Annotated in this window: 24 protein-coding genes; 11 read left to right on the top strand and 13 right to left on the bottom strand. The window is 56.6% G+C overall.

Annotation, left to right across the window (positions count from 1 at the left end; translation table 11 throughout):
* Positions 1-12: 12 nt before the first annotated feature.
* Positions 13-2,343, bottom strand: a complete 2,331-nt coding sequence (locus ACFOWX_RS13145; protein WP_381424847.1) for an FtsK/SpoIIIE family DNA translocase — start codon at positions 2,341-2,343, stop codon at positions 13-15.
* A gap of 154 nt (positions 2,344-2,497) precedes the next feature.
* Here ACFOWX_RS13145 and ACFOWX_RS13140 point away from each other — a divergent pair, with 154 nt between their 5' ends.
* On the top strand, positions 2,498-3,733 hold the full coding sequence (locus tag ACFOWX_RS13140) for an FAD-dependent monooxygenase (RefSeq protein ID WP_381424845.1): 1,236 nt from the start codon (positions 2,498-2,500) through the stop codon (positions 3,731-3,733).
* A complete protein-coding gene (locus ACFOWX_RS13135) occupies positions 3,730-4,299 on the top strand; it encodes a hypothetical protein (RefSeq protein WP_381424843.1) in 570 nt (189 codons plus the stop codon). Before ACFOWX_RS13140 ends, ACFOWX_RS13135 begins: the two co-directional genes overlap by 4 nt.
* Before the next feature lie 9 nt (positions 4,300-4,308).
* Here ACFOWX_RS13135 and ACFOWX_RS13130 read toward each other — a convergent pair whose 3' ends face one another.
* Complete coding sequence (locus ACFOWX_RS13130; RefSeq protein WP_381424841.1) at positions 4,309-4,974, bottom strand: OmpA family protein; 666 nt, start codon at positions 4,972-4,974, stop codon at positions 4,309-4,311.
* Positions 4,975-5,146: 172 nt separating this feature from the next.
* Between ACFOWX_RS13130 and ACFOWX_RS13125 the strand changes: the two genes are divergently transcribed.
* Together ACFOWX_RS13125 and ACFOWX_RS13120 are read left to right on the top strand one after the other, a co-directional pair.
* Positions 5,147-6,463 (top strand): hemolysin family protein, encoded by a 1,317-nt coding sequence (locus tag ACFOWX_RS13125; RefSeq protein ID WP_381424839.1) that lies wholly within the window; start codon positions 5,147-5,149, stop codon positions 6,461-6,463.
* 84 nt (positions 6,464-6,547) lie between these two features.
* On the top strand, positions 6,548-7,519 hold the full coding sequence (locus ACFOWX_RS13120; RefSeq protein WP_381424836.1) for an NAD(P)/FAD-dependent oxidoreductase: 972 nt from the start codon (positions 6,548-6,550) through the stop codon (positions 7,517-7,519).
* A gap of 41 nt (positions 7,520-7,560) precedes the next feature.
* Here ACFOWX_RS13120 and rpoN read toward each other — a convergent pair whose 3' ends face one another.
* The 5 genes from rpoN to ACFOWX_RS13095 form a co-directional block, all read right to left on the bottom strand.
* The gene (gene rpoN, locus ACFOWX_RS13115; protein ID WP_381424834.1) at positions 7,561-9,099 is read right to left on the bottom strand and encodes an RNA polymerase factor sigma-54; all 1,539 of its coding nucleotides are present in this window, start codon (positions 9,097-9,099) and stop codon (positions 7,561-7,563) included.
* Between the two features lie 57 nt (positions 9,100-9,156).
* Positions 9,157-9,882 (bottom strand): LPS export ABC transporter ATP-binding protein, encoded by a 726-nt coding sequence (gene lptB / locus ACFOWX_RS13110; protein ID WP_381425075.1) that lies wholly within the window; start codon positions 9,880-9,882, stop codon positions 9,157-9,159.
* Positions 9,883-10,065: 183 nt separating this feature from the next.
* Positions 10,066-10,632 carry an LptA/OstA family protein gene (locus tag ACFOWX_RS13105; protein WP_381424832.1) on the bottom strand — a complete coding sequence of 189 codons (567 nt, stop codon included), beginning with the start codon at positions 10,630-10,632 and terminating at the stop codon, positions 10,066-10,068.
* Complete coding sequence (lptC, locus tag ACFOWX_RS13100) at positions 10,629-11,360, bottom strand: LPS export ABC transporter periplasmic protein LptC (protein ID WP_381424830.1); 732 nt, start codon at positions 11,358-11,360, stop codon at positions 10,629-10,631. The genes ACFOWX_RS13105 and lptC overlap by 4 nt, the downstream gene beginning before the upstream one ends.
* 26 nt (positions 11,361-11,386) lie before the next feature.
* Positions 11,387-12,004, bottom strand: coding sequence for a ribonuclease D (locus tag ACFOWX_RS13095; RefSeq protein WP_381424828.1), 618 nt, complete (start codon positions 12,002-12,004; stop codon positions 11,387-11,389).
* 308 nt (positions 12,005-12,312) lie between these two features.
* On the opposite strand from ACFOWX_RS13095, the gene ACFOWX_RS13090 reads away from it, so the two are divergent.
* Positions 12,313-13,050 carry a cold-shock protein gene (locus tag ACFOWX_RS13090; RefSeq protein ID WP_381424826.1) on the top strand — a complete coding sequence of 246 codons (738 nt, stop codon included), beginning with the start codon at positions 12,313-12,315 and terminating at the stop codon, positions 13,048-13,050.
* 79 nt (positions 13,051-13,129) lie between these two features.
* Here ACFOWX_RS13090 and ACFOWX_RS13085 read toward each other — a convergent pair whose 3' ends face one another.
* Together ACFOWX_RS13085 and ACFOWX_RS13080 are read right to left on the bottom strand one after the other, a co-directional pair.
* Positions 13,130-13,696, bottom strand: a complete 567-nt coding sequence (locus ACFOWX_RS13085; protein ID WP_381424824.1) for a TMEM165/GDT1 family protein — start codon at positions 13,694-13,696, stop codon at positions 13,130-13,132.
* A 57-nt stretch (positions 13,697-13,753) separates the two neighbouring features.
* On the bottom strand, positions 13,754-14,089 hold the full coding sequence (locus ACFOWX_RS13080; RefSeq protein ID WP_381424822.1) for a hypothetical protein: 336 nt from the start codon (positions 14,087-14,089) through the stop codon (positions 13,754-13,756).
* 201 nt (positions 14,090-14,290) lie between these two features.
* Here ACFOWX_RS13080 and rpmG point away from each other — a divergent pair, with 201 nt between their 5' ends.
* A complete protein-coding gene (gene rpmG / locus ACFOWX_RS13075; RefSeq protein ID WP_381424820.1) occupies positions 14,291-14,458 on the top strand; it encodes a 50S ribosomal protein L33 in 168 nt (55 codons plus the stop codon).
* Between the two features lie 382 nt (positions 14,459-14,840).
* Here rpmG and ACFOWX_RS13070 read toward each other — a convergent pair whose 3' ends face one another.
* From ACFOWX_RS13070 to ACFOWX_RS13060, 3 genes are all read right to left on the bottom strand, one after another.
* On the bottom strand, positions 14,841-15,152 hold the full coding sequence (locus ACFOWX_RS13070) for a GIY-YIG nuclease family protein (RefSeq protein WP_381425073.1): 312 nt from the start codon (positions 15,150-15,152) through the stop codon (positions 14,841-14,843).
* 184 nt (positions 15,153-15,336) lie between these two features.
* Positions 15,337-16,245 (bottom strand): hypothetical protein, encoded by a 909-nt coding sequence (locus ACFOWX_RS13065; RefSeq protein ID WP_381424818.1) that lies wholly within the window; start codon positions 16,243-16,245, stop codon positions 15,337-15,339.
* A 226-nt stretch (positions 16,246-16,471) separates the two neighbouring features.
* On the bottom strand, positions 16,472-16,837 hold the full coding sequence (locus ACFOWX_RS13060) for a response regulator (RefSeq protein WP_381424816.1): 366 nt from the start codon (positions 16,835-16,837) through the stop codon (positions 16,472-16,474).
* Positions 16,838-16,888: 51 nt separating this feature from the next.
* Between ACFOWX_RS13060 and ACFOWX_RS13055 the strand changes: the two genes are divergently transcribed.
* Genes ACFOWX_RS13055 through ACFOWX_RS13040 form a run of 4 tightly spaced genes read left to right on the top strand, consistent with a single transcriptional unit; the run spans position 16,889 to position 19,431 of the window.
* Complete coding sequence (locus ACFOWX_RS13055; protein ID WP_381424814.1) at positions 16,889-17,176, top strand: DUF3572 domain-containing protein; 288 nt, start codon at positions 16,889-16,891, stop codon at positions 17,174-17,176.
* On the top strand, positions 17,169-17,816 hold the full coding sequence (locus ACFOWX_RS13050; protein WP_381424812.1) for an HAD family hydrolase: 648 nt from the start codon (positions 17,169-17,171) through the stop codon (positions 17,814-17,816). The genes ACFOWX_RS13055 and ACFOWX_RS13050 overlap by 8 nt, the downstream gene beginning before the upstream one ends.
* On the top strand, positions 17,813-18,289 hold the full coding sequence (locus tag ACFOWX_RS13045; RefSeq protein WP_381424810.1) for a RidA family protein: 477 nt from the start codon (positions 17,813-17,815) through the stop codon (positions 18,287-18,289). Before ACFOWX_RS13050 ends, ACFOWX_RS13045 begins: the two co-directional genes overlap by 4 nt.
* An 11-nt stretch (positions 18,290-18,300) precedes the next feature.
* On the top strand, positions 18,301-19,431 hold the full coding sequence (locus ACFOWX_RS13040; protein WP_381424808.1) for a GNAT family N-acetyltransferase: 1,131 nt from the start codon (positions 18,301-18,303) through the stop codon (positions 19,429-19,431).
* A gap of 13 nt (positions 19,432-19,444) precedes the next feature.
* Here ACFOWX_RS13040 and ACFOWX_RS13035 read toward each other — a convergent pair whose 3' ends face one another.
* Complete coding sequence (locus ACFOWX_RS13035) at positions 19,445-20,185, bottom strand: helix-turn-helix domain-containing protein (RefSeq protein WP_381424806.1); 741 nt, start codon at positions 20,183-20,185, stop codon at positions 19,445-19,447.
* A gap of 182 nt (positions 20,186-20,367) precedes the next feature.
* On the opposite strand from ACFOWX_RS13035, the gene ACFOWX_RS13030 reads away from it, so the two are divergent.
* On the top strand, positions 20,368-22,563 hold the full coding sequence (locus tag ACFOWX_RS13030; RefSeq protein ID WP_381424804.1) for a marine proteobacterial sortase target protein: 2,196 nt from the start codon (positions 20,368-20,370) through the stop codon (positions 22,561-22,563).
* Position 22,564: the final 1 nt, after the last annotated feature.

Here is a 22,564-nt window from a genome sequence, read left to right as displayed (position 1 = left end):
GATGATCTGGGGTTAAATCGGCTCCCCATTTTGATCACGCAACACTTCGCGGCGGCCAATATGGTTGGGGGCGCTGACATAACCATCTTCTTCCATCCGGTCGATCAGCCGCGCCGCGCTATTATACCCAATGCGCAATTGCCGCTGGATCCAGCTGGTCGACGCTTTCTGGCTTTCGAAAACAATCTGGCAGGCTTTGCGATATTGCGCATCTTCGGGATTGTCGTCGTCGCCAATACCATCAAGGGCAAAGCCGCCATCTTCGGGTTCTTCGGTCACGGCTTGGATATATTCGGGCTGCCCTTGCGCGCGCCAATGATCGGCGACGCGGCGCACCTCATCATCGGACACGAACGGCCCATGAATACGGGTCAGCCCTTTGCCGCCCGCCATATAAAGCATATCGCCCTTGCCGAGCAGCTGTTCTGCGCCTTGTTCGCCCAATATCGTGCGGCTGTCGATCTTGCTGGTGACGTGAAAGGATATGCGCGTGGGCAGGTTGGCCTTAATCACGCCGGTGATAACGTCAACCGATGGCCGCTGCGTCGCCATGATCAGGTGGATGCCCGCAGCTCGCGCTTTTTGCGCGATACGTTGGATCAGGAATTCGACCTCTTTACCTGCCGTCATCATCAAATCGGCAAGTTCGTCCACAATCACCACAATTTGCGGCATGGGTTCATATTCGAGGCTTTCTTCCTCATATTGCGGCTGTCCGGTCATCGGGTCATAGCCAATTTGCACCTTGCGTCCCAACGGCGCGCCCTTGGCCTTTGCCGCGCGGACTTTTTCGTTAAAATTGGCAAGGTTGCGCACCGACAAAGACGACATCATGCGGTAGCGTTCTTCCATTTGCTCCACCGCCCATTTCAGCGCCCGGACGGCTTTTGATGGATCGGTTACGACGGGCGAGAGCAAATGCGGAATATCATCATAAATGCTCAGCTCCAGCATTTTGGGATCGATCATAATCATCCGGCATTGGTCGGGGGTCATCCGGTATAGCAGCGACAATATCATGCTATTCAGCCCCACCGACTTACCCGAACCGGTGGTTCCCGCGACCAGCAGATGCGGCATCGGGGCCAAATCGGCGATAACGGGATCGCCGGAGATATTCTTGCCCAAGATAATCGGCAATGTGCCCTTTTGTTCGGCAAAGGCGTCGGAGCCGACCATTTCATTGAGCGAAATCATCTCCCTATGGCTGTTGGGCAGTTCGATACCCATTACCGTACGGCCCGGAATGGCGGAGACGCGGGCCGACAAGGCGGACATATTGCGGGCAATATCCTCAGCCAGCTGGATCACGCGGCTTGCCTTTATCCCTGGCGCAGGTTCCAGCTCATACATGGTGACGACGGGGCCAGGGCGCACCGCGACAATTTGGCCCTTCACGCTATATTCTTCGAGCACAGTTTCCAGCAGGCGGGCATTGGATTCCAGCGCCGCCTTGTCCAATTTCGGCGCGGCATTGGGCGGCGGCGGGTCGAGCAGGTCAACCGAGGGCAAGGCGTAGCTGCCGAAAAAATCGCCCTGCCTTGCGCCGGTTGAAAAATTGGCTTTTTGCGGGGCCAGTTTTCGTTCGCTGATCTCCGGCGCGCGCCGTTCTTCGCGTTCCACGATTTTGCGCGGAGCGGCTTTGACTGGTTTTTCCTCGGTTTCGGGTGCAGTATCATCTGCCGTCTGCTTCTTTTTCATGGCGGGCATGGACGGTATCTGGGGCAACGGCAATGCCGGCATACGCAACAAGGGCCGTTCCAGTTCTAATGATTTGATCACCACCGCGATTCCGCCTAACAGGCTCGCGATAATAAGGGCCCAGCGCAGCAATGCCGTCCATCCGCCTGATGCCATAGCGACGGCGGCGGCGGCCAACCGTTCCAACAGCAGCGCGAACGCGCCGCCCCATCCGCCGGGCAGACCAATGTCGCTGCCGCTTTGCCAATAAGCCATGCCGAAACCCAACAGCAATATTCCAGTAAGACATAGCAGCCATTGCCGCCGCCAGCGCGGTTGCGGCACATCTTTCCATAGCCGCTGCGCGATCACGAGCATCAGCGGCAGGAATAGAATAGCAGGCAGGCCGAATAGGAACAGCGCGCCATCCCCCAAATAAGCGCCCGCGGTCCCCATCCAATTATGGCGCACACCGTCCGCTGCGCTGTTAAAGGCGGCATCGGCGGGGGAATAGCTGAGTACCGATAGCGCGTAAAAAAGCGCGAAAAGCAAAAGGGCAATTGCGCCAATTAACGTGCCGCTGCGGATGATCGATTGGCGCATCATTTCGCGCCAACCCGTCAATGTGGTCCTGCTCGCAGATTTTCGGGCGCTTGTCGCCATGGATGAAGATGCCTTTGGATGAATATTGTTAACCACACGCCTTTTGCGCCGAGGAGTGACTCCCCGTCAAGAGTCCTGCCAAGTTTTGCACTTTGCAGCGCGGATTATCGGCCTTACTATCCCAGCAAATAAAAGCAGAATCAAAAGGATCAACATGGCGCAATCCGAATCAGCATCAGCAGATGTCATCATCATCGGTGGCGGTCTTATTGGTCTGGCACAGGGTTTGGCGCTCGCGGCGCATGGGATTAGCAGCCATATTGTTGATCGCGCCGATCCGGCGGTGATGATGGCCGACGGTTTTGATGGCCGGACCTCGGCTATTTCCAGCTCTTCGATGAAAATGTTCGAGGCCATTGGTTTGGGCGGCGCGCTATCGGGCAAAGGGTGCCCGATTGAACAGATTTGGGTGAGCGACGGGTTGAAACCGGGCGAACTGGATTTTGTTCCCGGCGAAGATGACGGCTATCTGGGGCAAATGTTTGAAAATAAGCTGCTGCGCCGGACATTGCTGGCCGCTGCGCAGGACAGCGAGTTGATCCATTTGCATATGCCCGCGCAGATAACGGAAAAGCTGCGCGATGCAGGTGCGGTGCGCGTCACGCTGGACAATGGTTCTATCCTGACCGGGCAATTGCTGATCGTGGCGGAAGGGCGGCAGAGCCAGACGCGCGAGGAAGCGGGCCTGAAAATTGCGCATTGGCAATATGATCATGCCGCGATTGTGGGAGCGATTTTCCACGAAAAAGCGCATGAGAATATCGCCTATGAAATTTTTTATCCCACCGGACCTTTTGCGGTTCTGCCGATGCTGGATGATGCAGATGGCCGCCACCGCAGCGCGATTGTATGGTCGCAAACCCGGGGCGATGCGCCTGCTTATTTGAAATTATCGCCGCGCGGCTTTGCGGCTGAATTGGAAAAGGCGATGGGGCATATGCTGGGTGCAGTGGAACTGGCCGCGCCGCTGTCCAGCTATCCGCTCGGCTTTCATCATGCGGGACAGATCACGGAGCAGCGGCTCGCGCTGATCGGTGATAGCGCGCATGGCATCCACCCGATTGCCGGGCAGGGGTTGAATTTGGGGCTGCGCGATGTGGCCAGCCTGACCGAGGTGCTGGTGGATGGGGTGCGTTTGGGGCTCGATCTGGGCGATGCGCAACTGCTGGAACGCTATGGCAAGTGGCGCAGTGTCGATACGATGATGGTGGCGGTGGCCACCGATGGATTGAACCGGCTATTTTCTGTGCCAGGCAAAACGGCGAGCGCGGTGCGCCGTTTGGGCATGGCCATGGTGCAACGGACGAAGCCCGCCAAGGCTTTTTTCATGTCCGAAGCACGCGGCGAAAGCGGTAGCTTGCCGAAATTGCTGAAAGGATCCGCCATATGAAATGGATGATGGGAATGGCCGCTTTTTCGGTCCTACTGGTTTCACCTACTTTGGCATGCGCGCCGCAGGATGGTGCTGATGCTGGCCATGTCAGGAAAAGCGCGCTGGCCCTTTATGCCGATAGCAGGTTCGGCGATGCTCGTTATACCGGGGTGAGCTGCGATGATTTTGGTTTTCGCAGCCAATTATCCAGCGCATTACAGGCCGAATTATGCCCCTATCTCGAAACATTGATCGCGCTGGGTAAGGTTACCAGCACGGATGAAAAATTGATCCGCGAAGGCCCGATTTTCATTGGCAGTTATGAAGGGATGACTGGCCACGAAATTGAAAATGTCACCGTCAGCGACGGCCGCGCCGAAGTGATGATGGCTTTGTCCTTTCAATATGAAGGCGAAATCGCCCGGTGGACGGACCAAATGATATGGGTGAAACAGGATGGCCAATGGAAATTGGACGACATCATTTTTGATTATGGAACGGGTGAAGCATACAATATGCGCGAAAGCATCGTCAGCGACGAGATAACCCGGGACAATGCCCGCACATATCTCGCCGCTGAGTGATGATGGTATTTATCCTTCGGTAACAGGGACCAAACGGATTTCAACGCGGCGGTTGGCGGCGCGCCCTTCTTCGGTGGTGTTGCTTGCCTTGGGCTGGCTTTCACCATAGCCTTGCGTTGCAACGCGGGCATTTTGCACGCCATTGCCGGTTAAAATCTGCGCCACCGACTGCGCACGGTTTACCGACAAGGTTTGATTATAGGCATCCGATCCAGTCGAATCGGTATGGCCCAGCACATCGACATAGGTTTTTTCATATTCGCGCAATGTCCCGGCAAGGTTCACCAGCGTTTGACGAAATTCAGGCTGCACGCTGTAGCTGTTTACCGGGAATGTGACATCAGACGGCATATCGAGCACCAGATTGTCACCATCGCGGATCACATTGACCCCGGTTCCGGCGGTCTGTTCGCGCAATTTCTTTTCCTGCTGATCCATATAATAGCCAACACCAGCGCCAGCGATTGCGCCAATGCCTGCGCCGACGATTTTTTCGGTCCGGTCGCGCTTTCCGCCAACCAGGTCGCCGAGTAAATATCCGCCAAGCGCGCCGCCAATGCCGCCAATTGCGGTTTTGGAAATGGATTTCTTGCCGGTTTCCGGATTGGTGACACAGGCCGATAACGGCAATGCAGCCAATGCGGCGATGAGAGCGATTTTGCGGGTCTTATTCATAAAATTTTCCTTTTTATCCAGGCACAATCTTCATCAAACGCACGGCGTTAGATTTCGATCCGCTGGCGTCGCTTATACCATTTTTGAAAATGAACAGAAGCTGATTGAGCGGGATTTCAACTTGTAAATATTGCCAAAAGCCGCAAATTGATTAAAGGCAATGACAAGTCCCATGACACTAACCCCTTTTCCCTGGATCGATACGGCTATCATATTGGCGTTTATTGCGCTGAACGGTGTGTTCGCTATGTCGGAACTCGCCATCGTATCGGCGCGCACGGCCAAGCTGCAGGCTGCGGCTGATCAAGGCAGCAATGGAGCGGTTGCGGCGCTGCGGCTTGCCAGCGATCCGGGCAAGTTTCTGTCCACCGTGCAAATCGGGATTACGCTCATCGGGATTGTCGCAGGCGCCTATTCGGGTTCAACGCTGGGTGGTCCCGTGGCCGAACGGCTGGTATATTTGGGGATGGACGCGGGCTGGGCAGCAACCACCGGATTTGGAATCGTGATAGGCATCACCACATATTTGTCGCTCGTCATCGGCGAATTGGTGCCCAAACAATTTGCGCTGGTCGCGCCGGAACGCATTGCGACGGCGATGGCTATCCCGATGGAGTGGATGGCCCGCATCACCGCGCCTTTCGTATGGTTGCTCGATCAATCGAGCGCATTGATATTCCGGCTGCTTGGTCTGCGCCGCGATTCGCGCCAAGCGCTATCTGCAGAGGAATTGCGGGTGGTATTTGCCGAGGCAACCCATGCGGGCCTGATCGAAGAGCATGAACATAAAGTCATTGCAGGCGTGGTGCGGCTTGCCGACCGCCCAGTGCGCGAGGTGATGACCCCGCGCACCGATGTGGACTGGATTTCGGTTGATGCCAGCGCCGATGATGTGCGCGCCGCGCTGGTCGACTCGCCGCATACAAGGTTGCCGGTCACTGGCGAGGATACCGATGATATTATCGGCGTGGTGCAATCGCGCGATATTGTGATTGCGCAGATTAAGGGCAAAAGGCTCAATATCCGCAAATTGATGCGCAAGGCGGAAATTGTACCCGATCAACTGGATGCGATGGACGCACTCGAAATATTGCGTTCATCCGAAGTGCCGATGCTGCTCGTGCATGACGAATATGGCCATTTTGAAGGCATCGTGACGCCCAATGACCTATTATCGGCCATTGCTGGCGAATTTGCGTCGGATCAGGAACAAGGCAGCGCGCCGAGTATCGTGACGCTCGAGGATGGATCGATGCTGATATCGGGTAGCATGGCGGCGGACGCGATGGCCGATGCGCTGGATATCCGCCTGTCGGAAGATCGCGATTATGCGACGGCGGCGGGTCATGCGCTCTATTTGCTGCGGCATTTACCCGAAGAGGGCGAAGCATTTTCCGATCAGGGTTGGCGGTTTGAAGTGGTGGATATGGACGGCCGCAAAATTGACAAGCTGCGCGTGATGAAAATCGTGCAGGATGATGGTGAATAACCGCCGCTTGCCAGCTATATAGGGCAAAAGCCCAAATGGTGATTGCGACCTCGCCGCCTTATGCAGGGCCGCGAAAGGGTATTTATGCAGATAGCAATTATCGGAGCCGGTATGGCGGGACTGTCCTGCGGCGAAAAATTGGCCGAGGCGGGGCACAGCGTCACTTTATTTGACAAAGGACGCGGACCGGGCGGGCGAATGTCGACGCGGCGCATGGCAGGGCCAGCGGGCGATGTGCATTTCGACCATGGCGCGCAATATTTCACGGTGCGCGATGCCGGCTTTGCCGAAACGGTACTGCGCTGGCAGGAAGAGGGCGTCGCCGCAAAATGGAGCGAGGCGGGCGACGATGCTTTTGTAGGAACGCCGACGATGAATGCCCCGATACGGCATATGGCGGCGCAGCAAAATGTGCATTGGTCCGCGCGGGTGGAAACAATAGAGCGCCGGCCAGATGGGTGGCAGCTGCGCGGCGCAAATATCGGTGATAGCCGCTATGACGCGGTGATCGTCGCGGTCCCCGCCGAACAAGTATCGCCGCTGGTCGCCCCATGGGACGCTGCGATGGCGGCGCAGGCCGAAACCGTATCGTCGCTGCCCTGTTGGACCGTGATGGCGGCTTTTGACGAAAGGCTGGAAATTGATGCCGACACGATCCGCGAAATTGGCGCGATTGGGTGGGCCGCGCGCGGCGGAGCCAAGCCGCAGCGCAGCGCGGAGGAAACCTGGGTGATCCAAGCAACGCCCGCTTGGTCGCAAAGCTATTTGGAGGCCGATGCGGCGCATATTGAATCGGCTTTGCTGTCGGCGCTTTCTGATGTCACCGGCGCGGCTTTGCCTGAACCGGCCGTGTCCGCAGCGCATCGTTGGCGTTTTGCGCGGCCGAGCGGAGAAGGCGCAGGGGCCGGAATGCTATGGAATGGCGAATTGGGCCTGGGATGCTGCGGCGATTGGTTGACCCGTCCCCGGGTGGAATCGGCGTGGCTATCGGGTCAGAAATTGGCCGATGCCGTGGTCAGCGCCCCGGTTGGCGCTGCGGCTGAAATAATGGAGTGAGTTAGGACTTGCACATAGACACCGAAACGCTTTGACTTCGTTCAGCCGCCCATTTTCCGTGCCCGCCGCCGCTGCACCGATGATCCTATTCCCATAGCTTCCCGATATTTGGCCACCGTCCGGCGGGCAAGATCAAAGCCTGATTTTTTGAGCAGCAAGACCAGCTTGTCATCGGACAAAATCTTGTCGCCTTCGCCGTCGATCAAGGCCTTTATCTGGCTTTTTACCGCTTCTGCCGATGCGCCTTCGCCGTCGTCGGAGGCAACGCCGCTGGTGAAGAAATATTTCAATTCGAACAGTCCCCGGTCGCAGCACAGATATTTATTGCTGGTCACGCGGCTGATCGTGGATTCGTGCATATCAATCGCCTCGGCCACTTGGCGCAGCGTTAAGGGCCGCAAATGCGCGACACCATGGCGGAAAAATCCATCCTGCTGCTTTACGATTTCGGATACGGTTTTGATGATCGTTCGTTGCCGCTGATCCATGGCTTTGATCAACCAATGGGCATCGGCCAGCGCCTCATTCAGCCAGGCCTTGGTCGCCTTATCCGCTCCGCCTGCGCTCAATTCAGCGGCATAGCTGCGGTTGACCAGCAAGCGGGGCAGGTTGGCGCTGTTCAATTCGACGGTCCAGCCATCGCCGCGTGGGTTCAAATAAATATCCGGCGTTACGGCGCGCGCTTCTTCCTCGCCAAAATGCGACCCAGGCTTGGGATCATAGCTGCGCAATTCGCACAGCATATCGCGCAAATCTTCATCATCGACGCGGCATAGCCGTTTCAATTGATCAAATCCGCCGCGCGCGACCAAATCAAGATTATCAATCAACCGCGCCATAGCCGGGTCATAGCGGTCGGCCTCTTTGGCTTGCAGCGCGATACATTCGGACAAATTGCGCGCCCCCACGCCGGTTGGGTCAAAAGTTTGCAGCTTTTCGAGCGCCGCCTCCATTTCCGCCATCGGCACGCCGAGCCGGTGGGCAAGGCCCAGCAGGTCGGTACCTAAATAGCCGCTATTTTCGATATTTTCGATCAATTGTTGCACCAGCAGATATTCCCGGCCGGACAGCGCCGAGCCTGCTTGCATCATCAAATGATCGCGCAGGGATATATCGGCCGCGGCGAAACGGTCGAAGTCCGGGCCATCGGTAAAGCTGCTGCTATCTGCGCCAATCGCGCCGCCGCCCGACAGGCTGAGCATATCGTCCGCGCTGCCGCTGCGCCGGTTGCCCCCCCCATCGGTGATGCCGTCGCTGGCGCTGTCGCTATGATAGGTTTCGCTATTATAATCGACGTCGAGCGCATTTTCGCCCGACACCGCATTGCTGTTTAATATTTCATCGCTGCCCATCGCCGCGTCGTTGCTGGCTGGTGTGCTCTCGCTCTCCGCTCTGCTATCGGTATCGCGCGAAATATCCTCGCCGCCTGATTCCAATAGCGGATTTTTTTCAATGGCTTCGCTAATATAGGCTTCGATCTCTACCGATGATAACGCCAGCAGCTTGATCGCCTGCTGCATTTGCGGCGACATGACCAGCGACTGGCTTTGTCGTAAATCAAGGCGGGGGGATAAAGCCATGGCTTAACCAGAGATGATGATGGCGGAAAACTGGTTATGTTTAAGCATAGGCGCAGATCACATTGCAAAGCTTTCGCCCAGATAAAGCCTGCGGACATTGGCATCGGCAACCAGCGCTTCGGGCGTACCGGCGAACAGCACTTGGCCGCCATAAATGATGCAGGCCCGGTCGACAATATCGAGCGTTTCGCGCACATTATGATCGGTAATGAGCACGCCGATATCGCGCGTTTTCAGGTCTTTAATTAAATCGCGAATATCGGAAATCGACAAAGGATCGATCCCGGCAAACGGTTCGTCGAGCAGCATGATCGACGGATTGGCCGCCAAAGCGCGCGCAATTTCGCAGCGCCGCCGCTCACCACCCGATAGCGCCATCGCGGGCGCCGTGCGCAGCCGGGTAAGACCAAATTCATCGAGCAGCGTATCCAGCCGCGATTGCTGTGCATCGCGGTCGGGTTCGGCCATTTCGAGCACCGCCATAATATTCTGCTCAACGGTCATGCCCCGAAAAATTGAGGTTTCTTGCGGCAGATAGCCCAGGCCCAATATCGCGCGGCGATACATGGGCAAGCGGGTAATGTCTTCGCCATTCAGCATGATTCGGCCGCTATCGGGTTTCACCAGCCCCATAATCGAATAGAAACAGGTTGTCTTGCCCGCGCCATTGGGACCGAGCAGGCCGAGCACTTCGCCCTTGGCCACCGACAACGAGACGTCGGTTAAAACCGCTCTTTTGTCATAGCTTTTGGCAATGGATACAACGGCAAGCCCCGATGTCATGCCCGCCGCCGTCGTGGCATCGGCGGCAGGTGCAGCTGCGTCCTTGGTATCCGCGACTATGTCCATATATTTTCAGTCCCGCTTCATATTATTCTGCAATGCGCTTATCTGCGCTGCCAATTGCTAATTTATCCTTGCGCTTTTGACAATTGGCAGGATTTGGCCCGGCCTTCAGCAAAGCATTTAATTTTTGCGTTGCGGTACGGTGAATGTCCCGGTCACCCGGCCATTATTATTGCTTGATCCCGAACCAGCGCCGCCGCCGTTATTTCCGCCCGAAATCGTCGTGCGGTCGGCATTGAGATCAATCACAATCCGCCCGCCATTCAACCGGTTGCTGCCCTGGCTCAAATTCACATTGCCAATCAGGGTGATCAGCGCGGCATCAACATCATAAATTGCGGCATTGCTGGTGGCGACCAGATCATCCTTGGTAATCCGCACGCCGCCAACCGCGTCAAAACGGTTCACGTCAATCTTTGCGCCATTGGTATAAGCGGCGGTTAACCGCGCTGCCCGGATGGTCAGGCCTGCCTGCTGCACCGTTGCATTTCCGGACAGGATTACCCGGTCGGCCTTGTCATTCAACACCAGCTCGCCTGCGCTAAAATCAACCGGAGCGTTGCTATTATGGCCACGGATCACCTGCGCCGGGACCGCCACCGAAATCAGCGCCGCCGTGCCGATGAAGCTGGCTGCCATAATCGCAAGCGGGCTTTTGAAAGGGGATTTATGCAATTTCATCGTCATTGTCTAAACGCATTTCCTTCGATACGCAATTTCGCGTTACCGGTTAATTTCACGACCCGCGTGTCGAGGTCCGCGCTCATGCTATTGGCGCTGAATGTTCCGACTTTGGTACTGCCGCGCACGGGGCCAAAGCTTTGCATATTTTTTTCGAGCAAATTTACCTGCACATTATTGGCGGTGACTTCATATCCGTCCTTGCCCGTGAAAGACGCGCTGCCGCTGCTGCGCATAATCTGGGTCTTCAACGCCAATATGACATTGTTGGCGATCAGCGAATATCCGTCCGCTGACTTGATCGACAATGGCCCGTTCACCTGCACCGTTTCGGCGTCTAGGTCATAGGCGCCCTTCCCCGCGATCAATGCCGCAGGACCATCATCCAGCAATATGCGCGCCGACAAATCGGACATGCGGATTATCGGTTCGGCGGAGCTTTTCTGCACCGCGCTGCCCGCGCGCAGGGAAAAGGGACGCCCTTTGCTATCTTCACCGCGATACAGCGCCTCGCTTATCCGCATCCGTTCGGCGGCCATATTCACGCGGTCTTTATCCAGAACGAAGCTGAGTTCATTATTATTGGTGAAGGGGCTGAATGTCAGCAGCGCGAGCAATATACCGATGATGCTGGGCAAGATAACGCGCAAGGCCCGGATCAGCCGGTCATGGCGGCTGCCCGGTGCGGCCCAATGCTGCCGCTGCGTTTTTTGCCGGTCGGCAAGATCAGACATTTTCTTCTCTTCTATTGCGCCATCGATTAACTATGGCCGAATATATCAATTTCGGGCCATCCTGCCAAATCGAGCCGCGCCCGGTGCGGTAGAAAATCAAAGCAAGCCTGTGCCAGCTCGCTGCGGCCTTCACGTTCCAGCTTTTCGGTAAATTGCGCATGCAAACGGTGCAGGAAACGCACGTCGCTTGCCGCATAGTCTTTTTGTGCGTCGGACAATATCGGCCCGCCCCAATCGCTCGATTGTTGCTGCTTGCTGATATCCTGCCCCAACATTTCGCGGACCAATTCTTTGAGCCCATGCCGGTCGGTATAGGTGCGGGTCAGGCGAGATGCGATTTTCGTGCAGAAAACGGGCGCGGCAGTGACTTTGAGATAATGTTCGATTGCGGCCAGGTCGAAACGCGCAAAATGAAATAGTTTCAAACGGTTTGGATCGGCAAGAACGGCGCGCAAATTGGGCGCGGCAAAATCGCTGTTGACGCCAAAACGGACCAAATGTTCATCGCCGTGTCCATCGGAAATTTGGAGCAAGCATAACCGATCGCGCGGGGTGATTAAGCCCATGGTTTCGGTGTCCACCGCAACCGGCCCGTCTGCCAGTATATTTTCGGGTAAATCTTCTTCGTGGAAAAAAATGCTCATCAACAGGCCTTAATAAGTAATGCGACTCGGGCGGGCTATGGGCGGCACCCCAGATCGCCGCATAATAGCCTATTTCCGGCGCTTTGCACCAAGCAGGCCGCTATGGCAAGGATAAGCTATGGTGAGAAAGCCGCGATATATGGGGATATTGGCCGTCAGGACGCCTTATAATATTGCTATACCCTGCGCCGTTAATAGGTTATGCACAGGGCAATAGGGTTGAGGTTCCCTGTTTACAGATGCAGTCAGTTTCGCCCTTGACCGCATTTGCCGAAGTGGCCGGGCGTTGGGGAAGTAATAGAGTAATTATGAGTTTTGATCGCAAACGGCGCGGCAGGGGCCGGGACAAAAGAGATAGTTTTGGTGACGAAAGTTATGACGGCTATCAGGCTCCATCCACATTCGGAAATGATTTTGGCGGTGGCCGGGACTTTGGCGGTGGCCGGTCTGGCGGCTATAATGCAGGTGGCGGCGCTGGCGGCCCTCCTCGCGGCGCGCCCCGCGCTCCTTCGATGCCCGCACAGGTTGTGGGCTCGGGCAAAGGGATAGTTAAATTTTTCAACACACAAAAAGGCTTCGGCTTCATCCAATGCGATGACCGGGCCGATGACGTGTTCGTTCATATCAGCGCCGTTGAACAAGCCGGATTAACCGGTCTTGCCGAAGGGCAGCCGCTGGAATTCACATTGGTTGACCGGGGCGGAAAAGTGTCTGCATCGGACCTGGTGATTGACGGTGAACCCATGGCGGTTGAGGCCTCCGCGCCGCCGCCGCGCGAAGATCGCGGTCCAGCAGCGCGCAGCAGCGGCGGTAGCCCCGGCGTGGCGGGGGAACATGCCAATGGCACGGTCAAATTCTTTAACGATGTCAAAGGCTTTGGATTCATTCAACGCGATGATGGCGCGGAAGACGTATTTGTTCATATCTCCGCCTTGGAACGCGCTGGCGTCGGTCAAGTAACTCAAGGCGACCGGTTGGAATTTGACATTGAAATCGACCGCCGCGGCAAATTTTCGGCGACCAATTTGGCCCGCCTACAGGGATAAACCATCCCATGGATTGGGCCGGCAGATTACTGTCTGCTGGCCTTTTCATGGATGGGATAGGTTGGGTGAGGACCATACCCTAAATCAGGTCAAATACACCCAGCGCAAGATAGGCGCCCCATAATAGCAGCAACAGGCCGCCCATCTTCCGGATCAGTCCGATTGGCAGCATTTGCGCCATTTTTTCGCGGAGCAATATCGCAGGAACGCAGGCCGCGAGCACGCCGAGCGCGCCGCCCGCAAAAGCAAATCCCCAAAATGGCGTCCCGGCCGATTGCGCCGCGATCAAAAACTGGCTCTTATCCCCAAATTGCAGGATGAACAGGCCCAAAAAGCTGGTGGTAAAGGCCCCGGTTTTCCACCCACTCAATATATCTACTCGCCGCCGCCACATCAGCATGCCTGCGCCAGCGAATATATAGGCGAGGGCGATGAATAAGCGCACGGGCTCTTCGCTGATCCATTGATCGATCACCGATCCGGCGGCGGCGCTGATCGCGCAATTAAGCAATGTGGCGAGCGTCAGGCCCGCCAATATCCGGCGGTCATCATGGAATCTGATAGCAAGCGCGGCGGCCAAAACCTGACTCCGGTCGCCCATTTCGGCGACCAATACCGCAAAGAAAGTGGCGAGCATGGCATCCATAGGCTGTGCCTAGCATCATTTGGTTAAAATAATGGCGGCGTTGCTGCGCCGCGTGTTTCAGGCCCGCAGGCGAATGGCGACCGAGGCGAGCAGCGATTCGGCAATGACCGCATCCAGATTCGAACAGCCAATCGCCTCCCGCAATATCAGCAGGTAATTTTCGATCACCGATTCGGCCCCGCCGCGCGTGATGACACGCTGCATCGCATCCTCAAATGAAGCGGCAATTTCGGCCACCGCGTCAAAACGCTGTATCTTTGCGGTTTCGCGGATCGCCTCTAACCGAGTGAGGAACAGGACGGGGCTGGTGTTAAAATGGGTGAGCCGCAATGCTTCGACAAGGTCGGAAAGCGTGGCTCTGGCCAGTAACAAACGGTCATTGTCGAAATCCATATTGCTGCCCCTGCTATCGAAAGGCCATGCCTTTCTGTACCACTGCAGTTTCGGGCAACATGGTTAATATCGGGTAAATGGCGGCCGGATTGATTCAAAAGGCTTGACTTTACTTGCCATAGCCGACATTAGCCCGCGTCTGAAACGGGGCGCACAGCCGCTCCCTAAATTTTTACGCATTTCGAAATAAAGGAACGGGCCATGGCGAAGCCAGCCACTATCAAAATCAAATTGCTCAGCACCGCTGACACTGGCTTTTTCTACACCACGAAGAAAAACCCGCGCAACACGACCGAAAAAATGTCTTTCCGCAAATATGACCCCGTCGTGCGCAAGCATGTCGAGTTTAAGGAAGCCAAAATCAAATAAGCGCTTTCCCGCGATAGAAAGACAATGAACAGGGCGCTTCCGGGCGCCCTTTTTTGTGAAGAGCCCCCTGTATTCGGTTCGCCATATCAAATAGCGAAAACCCGCAATTTACCTCGGACGTCACAAAATAGTCTCACCAAAACGGGATCGCGGAGGAACGAGATAGCGCGTTTCGAAAGCTACGCGGATGGTTGGCTCTGCAGCGATACCGGTTGTCAGGGATAACAGGCTCGATAAAGACCAACATTGTAAGGGCAACTGCTGCAGCAGCGCGGGTAGAGTGTCCACTTCCGGCAAGTTTGCGTTCGTTGGTTCAGCGTATCGTCAACATCTGAAGCTGACATTCAAGTCCACGTCGTCCCGCACTTGATGCGGGGCTTGGCTATTTTGCCGCGCTATCCTCTGCAAACCAACCATCCCAAAGGTCGCGCCAATCGGGATTATCGGCCTCAATCAGCGCAAATTTCCATTCGCGCCGCCATTTCTTAACCAACTTTTCGCGCGCAATAGCGGGGGCAATGTCTTCATGGCGCTCCGCATAGACCAGCCGTTTCTTGCCAAAATCGGTCATATGCGAAGAGCCAGCCCCTTCGCGGTGCTGCTGCACGCGCCGGATAAGGTCCGCCGTAACCCCGACATACATCCCGCCGCGATACCGGTTCGTCATGATGTAAACCCAGCCGCGCTTTGCCATGCAGGCGGTATTGCGCAATGCCGCGCAAAAGAAAAGCCAAGCCCCGCATCAAGTGCGGGGCGACGGTAAGTGGGGAGGCAGAATGTGAGGAGATTTTGGGCGTTCAACATGCTTTACAAACTCGACCAAACTTGACGTTCGTTCACGGCAAGGTCGGCGCGAACGGTAGCAGCTCCCATCAAATTCACTGGCGGGGGTCAACAACTACCTTTCCGTCATAGCCGCTCGCATTGGCTAGGGCGATCGGATCAGTCCGTGCAAGCAGCGCGTTGATTGCCGCGCGTTTGTCAGGCGCGGCTTGAAAGGACGCTGCCGCGATTTGCATGCCCACCCAGTAGCCCATCTCGGAAGGAACGCCCTCCGGTGCTGCGCCTGCGTTTCCGAACCAGCGGTGCATGGCGGCCTTCAGAACGGGATCAGTGTCTATTTCCGCCCAGCTCTTGCCAAGCAGCACGGAGCGATCACGCTGAAACTGTGCCCAGAGCTTTGTCTCGTTGGCGCGCCCATACTCCTCGCGCACTGCACTTGGAGGATTGGCTGTCACAAGCGAGGCGAGAAAGTCCGGTGTGCCTTCACTAAGCGCCATGAACATCAGCTTGTCGTGGGTCGCAGATTCGAGAACGTCCGGCTGAAACGTGTGCGCGACTTCATGAGCGAAAATGTTGCGCATCCCTGTGCGGAACTGCTCTGGCGTTGTGCCCGGACCACACATTGATTCAAGGCCGATGACCTGTGCATCCGGTTTGGCCGTGCCCCCGGAATTCGCGGCGCCGAACACGACATATACCTCAGGAAGCTGACGATCGGGCAGCAATCCGCGATAGGCCAGATAGGTCGCGCGAAGCTCACCGTCGAGCGAAGCGACCAGCGGCAGACAGGTCTTGATCGCATAGGCATAGCGCTCGCGATCAGCAGCAATCGCCGTCGCCAGATTTGCGGCATTCTCGATGCGGCCCGGCATGAAGACCTCGACGCCTCGTCCGGCACCGTTAAGATAGTCGCGCTGAAGTGATGCGGCGTCGGGCTTTCCGCCGCTGCGCGCGAAGACCGCAGCGAAGCGCTCAGCATCCCGCGTGTCGATAACGGTGGTCAACGGGTCCGTTGCAGCAAGACTAGCTGTAGCCAACAGAGCGGTCAGGCACGAGGCGATCAAGAAAACTAACTTTGCACGGTTCGTAGTCACACGCGTTTCCCCTGATGCGTTCCCGACACTAAAGTATTATCACTGTTGGAGCAATCCTGCAACCGACGTCGAAGGGCAACTTTCCGCCGATTGTTCTCAAAACCGGACAGTCTGCACCCCCCAACAACCGCACCCCTCACCCCAATATGCCCCTCACCGCCTCCAAGAATTTCATCACCGATACGGGTTTGGACAGATATCCCCGCGCGCCTGCGGCCATGATGCGGTCTTCGTCGCCTTTGCCGGCATAGGCGGTGACGGCGAGTATCGGGATAGCGGATAGCGATGCGTCCTTTTGCATCGCTTCGATCAGGTCAAGGCCGGATATATGCGGCAATTGAATATCCATGATGACCAGATCGGGGGTAAACATTTTCGCCTGTTCCATGGCGAGGCGGCCATCCTTCACGCCTTCGACAATATATTTATGCGCAGCGAGCAAATCGGTGAATAATTTCAAATTCAGCTCATTATCTTCAACGATCATCACTTTTTTTGGCATATGGCGTCTTTCCCATCTTGCCCTTGGGCTGACAAGTCTTAAACCAGCGCGGTGCATAAATTAAATCAAAATAATCACGACCCCGCTTTGCTCGCGATACAGGCGCTGGCATGGGCGCTGGGCGATGATAGCCGGGCGCAGCGGCTCTTGTCGCTGACCGGCTTGACGCCGGAGGGCCTGCGCGCCGGGATTGGCGAGGCAGGATTACAGGCGGCTGTGCTTGGATTTTTGGAAAGCCATGAACCCGATTTGCTGGCCTGCGCCATAGCGATCGATGTGAGCCCAGCGGCTTTGGTGGCGGCGCGGCGGCAATTGGACGGAGCAGAGCTATATGACTAAACCGCTGATCATTTCCGATTGTGACGAAGTGTTGCTGCATATGGTTGTGCCCTTTCGCGATTGGGTGGATGAAGCGCATGATATTGACTTCAGCCTCGACAATCATGATTTTTCGCAGGCATTGACCTATCGCCATGATGGCAGTTTTGTGGAGCCTGTTAAAATATGGGAGCTGCTGGGCGGATTTTTTGACAGCGAAATGCACCGGCAGCCGCCAATTGCGGGCGCGGTTCCAGCGATGACCGCCTTGGCGCAGCGGGCGGATATTGCGATATTGACCAATTTGCAGGACCACCGTGCCGAAGCCCGGGCGGAGCAGTTGAAGGCAATCGGCATCGAAGCTCCGATATTCACCAACCAAGGGCCAAAGGGACAAGCGCTGGCCCGGATCGTCGCCGAATATCAACCCAGCGTTGCGGTGTTCATCGACGATATGGGCGGCCATCATGAATCGGTCGGAGAGGTGCAGCCCGATGTATGGCGGCTGCATATGGTCGGCGAACCGTTAATGGCGCGGCATATTAAACCTGCCCCCCATGCCCATGCGCGGATTGACGAATGGGATGCCGCACATATCTGGATAGAAGAAAGGCTGCTCGCCGCCGCGCCTGCGCCGCGAACCGAAGGGAAGGCATTATGACGATTGAAGCAAAATTGGCCGAATTGGGACTGGCATTGCCGGAAGCCGCGCCGCCGGTGGCATCCTATGTCCCCGCGGTGGAGCAGGGCGGAATGCTCTACATTTCCGGGCAATTGCCTTTCATCAATGGTCAGGTGATGACCGGCAAGGTTGGCGATTTCACCAACCCGCTGGGCCGGACGATGGAGGATGGGCAGATAGCGGCCCGTGCCTGCGCCCTGATGCTGATCGCGCAGATGAAAGCCGCTTTGGGCGATTTGGAGCGGGTGGAACGGATCGTGAAGCTGGGTGTATTTGTCGCCTCCACCCCGGATTTCATTCAACAGCCTATGGTCGCCAATGGGGCATCGGATTTGATGGAAGCGGTATTTGGACCCGCTGGTAAACATGCGCGGTCGGCTGTTTCCGTGCCGGTATTGCCGCTCGATGCCACGGTTGAAATTGACGCCATCGTCGCGGTGAAACCGAAATAAAGGAGCGCCATGTGCCCGGCGAGATAATCGCAGAGATTGGCAAGGGGGTGGCCGCGGTGGACCGCGATATTTGGGATGGCCTGAATAATGGCAATCCCTTCACCAGCCATGATTTCCTGTCCGCGCTCGAACAATCGGGCAGCGTCGGGGAAGGCACAGGATGGCAAGCGGTGCCAATTTCGGTGCGCGATGACACGGGCGCGTTGTCAGGGGCCATGCCCGCTTATTTGAAAATGCACAGCCAAGGCGAATATATTTTCGATCACCATTGGGCCGACGCCTATGAACGGGCCGGCGGGTGTTATTATCCCAAACTGCAAATTGCATCGCCATTTTCGCCGGTGCCAGGGCCGCGATTGCTGCTTCGCGATCCGTCGCAGGCCGCACCCTTGCTGGCGGCGGCGGAGGAGGTGGTGGCGCAAAATGGCCTGTCATCGGCCCATGCGACTTTTGTCGAGGAAGGTCAGCTTGATTTGTTTCGCGCGGCTGGCTGGCTGATCCGCACGGGCAGTCAATTTCACTGGCAAAATCGGGGCTATGGCTGTTTTGATGATTTCCTCTCGGCGCTGGCCTCACGCAAGCGCAAGGCGGTGCGTAAGGAACGGCGCGGGGCGCAGGATGCTGTGCGGATTGAACGGCTGAGCGGGGACCAGATCCGCCGCGAACATTGGGATGCCTTTTGGCTGTTTTATCAAGATACCGGGATGCGCAAATGGGGTCAGCCCTATTTGACCCGCGCATTTTTCGACCTGATTGGGCAGATGATGGCGGATAAGCTGCTGCTGATATTGGCCTACCGCGATGACCGGCCGGTGGCAGGCGCGCTGAATATGATCGGGCCGGATTGCCTCTATGGCCGCTATTGGGGATGCAGCGAGGATATTGAATTCCTGCATTTTGAGCTTTGTTATTATCAGGCGATCGAATTTGCGATCGAACAGGGCCTGTCGCGCGTAGAGGCAGGCGCGCAGGGAGAACATAAACTGGCGCGGGGATATGAACCGGTGCCGACCTATAGCGCGCATTATATACCCAATGAGGGATTTCGCAGCGCGATTGCCGATTTCCTGCGGCGCGAGGAACAGGCAATGGTGCGGGAAATGGCGTTTCTCGGTGAGATGATGCCGTTCAAACGGGGGTGATCCGGGCCGCAGGTCAGCTGTGAAAGCGGACATAATCCTTTGCCAGCGCGGAATCGATCAGGCTGCGGTAGCTATCATAATGCGGCATGCCCGGTTTCACCGATCCGATAGCCGCGCCAGCCATCCGGTTATATTTCACCAAGGCCACGGGGCTGGATACCGGCACAAGCTGCGACCCATGGCCGACCTGCAAAGTGGTCAGCAGCCCGAACAAAGTCCCGTCAATGGTCGGACGGCCGAGCACCATCAGCCGATATTGGCCATTATCATTGGTGACGAGATAAATATGCCCCGACAAATTGGGCATGGATACTCGGCCTGTCTGTTCAAAATTGGCATCTTCACGGCTGGTTTCGGCAAATTCGAGATAGCTGGCATCATCATTCCAACGGATGGTGATAATATAGCTGTAGACATCATCCGGATTGCTGAAGCTCGGCCGGATGGTCAGATATTGGCCCTCAATCCATTTTATCCCTTCATGGCTGTAGCTGCCGAGATAGAAGGGCGCGAGCTCGCCGCTGCCTTCCATACCGGCGGGCACTCCGGTATTTTTGCCGCGCAGCGATGTGGACAGCGCCTCTTCGATGCGGATCACCGTTGATAAGGTAAAGGCTCGTTTGCCGGTCAGGGCTTTTTCCAATGTCGACAGGCTGATCTTCGCCATATCGGCAAGCTGTTGCCGCGACAAACGCCGCCGCGCAATTTCTTCACGGATTTTTTGGCTTACCAAATCGGCATCAATATCGGTCATTCACGCGCTTTCGGCTGCTATTAGTCCGCACATTCCTGCACAAATCCGCACATTTCGTCAAACAAATACGGAAAAGCCGCCAAATCCTGCAATTTCTGGCGGAGATTTGCCGATAATGAACGTGGATCATCGCGATGAAATGAGAGATACAAGCGATGAACTGTTGAGTTGAGGACCCGAAAATGACCCTATCCGCTATCACATCGCCATCCATCTTGTCCGGCCCTACTGCGCTGGACATCGCACGAGGCACCCCGAAGGCCCGCATTTCGCGCAGCCTTCTACCCCTGGCTGCAATGTTGCTAGCCATTCCTGCGGGCGCAGTTTTGGCTGCGCCCGCCTTTGCCATGCAAGCCGCAGATGCCGCCGAAGATGGCGGTCCGCAAAGCGGCACATTGATGCTCGCCCATAAGGATGGCAGCGCGCAGATCCCCGCTGTGCAGCTGGGCACCGACATGGAAGTCACCGTAACCGGCAATATCGCGCGGGTGCGGGTGACGCAGGCATTTCGCAATGTGTCCGCCGACTGGATGGAGGCGACTTACCTCTATCCTTTGCCCGAAGATGCGGCGGTCGACAGTTTGAAAATGACCGTCGGTAACCGGGTTATTATTGGGAAGATCAAGAAACGCGAGGAAGCCCGCGAAATTTACGAAGAGGCGATGGCCGAAGGCAAAAAGGCTGGCCTGGTTGAACAGCTGCGTCCCAATATGTTTACCAACAGCGTCGCCAATATCGGGCCGGGTGAAACCGTGCTGATCGTGATTGAATATCAAATGCCGCTGCGTCAGCTCGACGGTGTGTTTTCGCTGCGCCTGCCACTGGTGGTGGCGCCGCGCTATATCCCGCCGCACAGCATTGATAGCGGGGCGGCGGCGCAAGATGCCGCTGCTATTGTCTCCGCGCCGCTGGTTGATCCAAAGCGAGGGGAAAAGACCAATCCAGTGTCGATCACCGTCCATCTGGACCCCGGATTTGTCCCGGCTAATGTGGACAGCGCCTATCATAAAGTGGCCATTGACGGCAAAGGCGCAAAGCGCACCGTGAAGCTGGCGCAGGGGCAGGTTCCAGCGGATAAGGATTTTGAATTAAGCTGGCGTTCGGCCAGCGCCGATCCAACGCTCAGCCTTTATAAACAGCAATTTGACGGCAGTTATTATATCATGGCGTCACTGACCCCGCCTGCCAACGATAAAAGCAGCTTCATCCCGCCGCGCGAAATGGTTTTCGTTATCGACAATAGCGGATCAATGACGGGCGACTCGATGGCGGAGGCGAAGAAAAGCCTGATCCATGCGCTCGGCACCTTGCGCCCGCAGGATCATTTCAACATCATCCGTTTCGACGATACATTGACGCAGCTATTTGACGTCAGCGTGCCTGCCAGTGCGGAAAAAATTGCTGAGGCCAAAGCCTATACGGAAACATTGGAGGCGAACGGCGGCACCGAAATGCTGCCCGCGCTGATCGCTGCGCTGAAGGATGACGCCATAACGCCCCGCGCCACGACGCTGCGCCAAGTGATTTTCCTGACCGATGGATCAATTTCCAATGAAACTGAAATGCTGGCCGCGATTGGCGCGGATAATGGCAATAGCCGCGTGTTCATGGTCGGTATCGGCAGCGCGCCCAATGGCTATTTGATGAGCCGCATGGCGACGATGGGCCGGGGGATTTACACCAATATTGGCGAGGCGGGCGAAGTGACCGCGAAAATGGCGAAGCTGCTCGATATGCTGTCCCGTCCCGCCATGCAGGATTTGAAGGTCAGCGTTGCCGGAAACAGCTTTGATCTGACTCCCTCCACGCTGCCTGATCTCTATGCGGGTGAACCGTTGCTGCTGCTTGGCAGGTCGGACCGGCTGGAGGGCCAAGTAACGGTCAGCGGCCATATCGGCAAGGTCAATTGGACCCGCACGATCGACCTGTCCTCTGCATCCGAAAGCCCCGCCGTGGCCAAGCTGTGGGCGCGCCGCCGGATCGACGATATTGAAGCGGACAGCCTGCTCGGCAAAATCGAATATGAGGCAGGGGAAGCCCAGATTGCCGAGCTTGGCCTGCGCTATTCACTGGTCACCAGCCAGACGAGCTTGGTTGCGGTGGAAGAAGAGCGCACCCGTCCCAAGGGTGAGCCGCTGCGCAAGGAAGATTTGCCGATCAACCTGCCCGAGGGCTGGGATTTTGACGGCCTGTTCGGCGGTGACACCGCCGCTGCAGCCATCGCCAATGAAGCCCATATGGCGCAGCTGCGCACCGATAAGCAATTTCAATTGCCGCAAACCGCAACCAATTATGCGCTGCGCTTGCTGCTTGGACTATTCGCCTTTGGGCTGGGGCTCATCGGCCTAACATTTTCACGCCGGAAAAAGGAAATTTGAG

Origin of the sequence: Sphingorhabdus arenilitoris (assembly GCF_042651485.1) — a bacterium.
Taxonomy (GTDB): Bacteria; Pseudomonadota; Alphaproteobacteria; order Sphingomonadales; family Sphingomonadaceae; genus Sphingorhabdus_B; species Sphingorhabdus_B arenilitoris.
The sequence above is the reverse complement of the archived record's forward strand: the minus strand, read 5'-3'. Positions and strand labels throughout refer to the sequence as shown.

Coding starts and splice junctions, on each gene's coding strand:
- lptC (WP_381424830.1), bottom strand. CDS start 11,360: ATGTCTGATCTTGCCGACCGGCAAAAAACGCAGCGGCAGCATTGGGCC.
- ACFOWX_RS13090 (WP_381424826.1), top strand. CDS start 12,313: ATGAGTTTTGATCGCAAACGGCGCGGCAGGGGCCGGGACAAAAGAGAT.
- ACFOWX_RS13030 (WP_381424804.1), top strand. CDS start 20,368: ATGACCCTATCCGCTATCACATCGCCATCCATCTTGTCCGGCCCTACT.
- ACFOWX_RS13095 (WP_381424828.1), bottom strand. CDS start 12,004: ATGAGCATTTTTTTCCACGAAGAAGATTTACCCGAAAATATACTGGCA.
- ACFOWX_RS13145 (WP_381424847.1), bottom strand. CDS start 2,343: ATGGCGACAAGCGCCCGAAAATCTGCGAGCAGGACCACATTGACGGGT.
- lptB (WP_381425075.1), bottom strand. CDS start 9,882: ATGACATCGGGGCTTGCCGTTGTATCCATTGCCAAAAGCTATGACAAA.
- ACFOWX_RS13135 (WP_381424843.1), top strand. CDS start 3,730: ATGAAATGGATGATGGGAATGGCCGCTTTTTCGGTCCTACTGGTTTCA.
- ACFOWX_RS13130 (WP_381424841.1), bottom strand. CDS start 4,974: ATGAATAAGACCCGCAAAATCGCTCTCATCGCCGCATTGGCTGCATTG.
- ACFOWX_RS13085 (WP_381424824.1), bottom strand. CDS start 13,696: ATGGATGCCATGCTCGCCACTTTCTTTGCGGTATTGGTCGCCGAAATG.
- ACFOWX_RS13120 (WP_381424836.1), top strand. CDS start 6,548: ATGCAGATAGCAATTATCGGAGCCGGTATGGCGGGACTGTCCTGCGGC.
- ACFOWX_RS13035 (WP_381424806.1), bottom strand. CDS start 20,185: ATGACCGATATTGATGCCGATTTGGTAAGCCAAAAAATCCGTGAAGAA.
- rpmG (WP_381424820.1), top strand. CDS start 14,291: ATGGCGAAGCCAGCCACTATCAAAATCAAATTGCTCAGCACCGCTGAC.
- rpoN (WP_381424834.1), bottom strand. CDS start 9,099: ATGGCTTTATCCCCCCGCCTTGATTTACGACAAAGCCAGTCGCTGGTC.
- ACFOWX_RS13140 (WP_381424845.1), top strand. CDS start 2,498: ATGGCGCAATCCGAATCAGCATCAGCAGATGTCATCATCATCGGTGGC.
- ACFOWX_RS13070 (WP_381425073.1), bottom strand. CDS start 15,152: ATGGCAAAGCGCGGCTGGGTTTACATCATGACGAACCGGTATCGCGGC.
- ACFOWX_RS13125 (WP_381424839.1), top strand. CDS start 5,147: ATGACACTAACCCCTTTTCCCTGGATCGATACGGCTATCATATTGGCG.
- ACFOWX_RS13080 (WP_381424822.1), bottom strand. CDS start 14,089: ATGGATTTCGACAATGACCGTTTGTTACTGGCCAGAGCCACGCTTTCC.
- ACFOWX_RS13105 (WP_381424832.1), bottom strand. CDS start 10,632: ATGACGATGAAATTGCATAAATCCCCTTTCAAAAGCCCGCTTGCGATT.
- ACFOWX_RS13060 (WP_381424816.1), bottom strand. CDS start 16,837: ATGCCAAAAAAAGTGATGATCGTTGAAGATAATGAGCTGAATTTGAAA.
- ACFOWX_RS13045 (WP_381424810.1), top strand. CDS start 17,813: ATGACGATTGAAGCAAAATTGGCCGAATTGGGACTGGCATTGCCGGAA.
- ACFOWX_RS13050 (WP_381424812.1), top strand. CDS start 17,169: ATGACTAAACCGCTGATCATTTCCGATTGTGACGAAGTGTTGCTGCAT.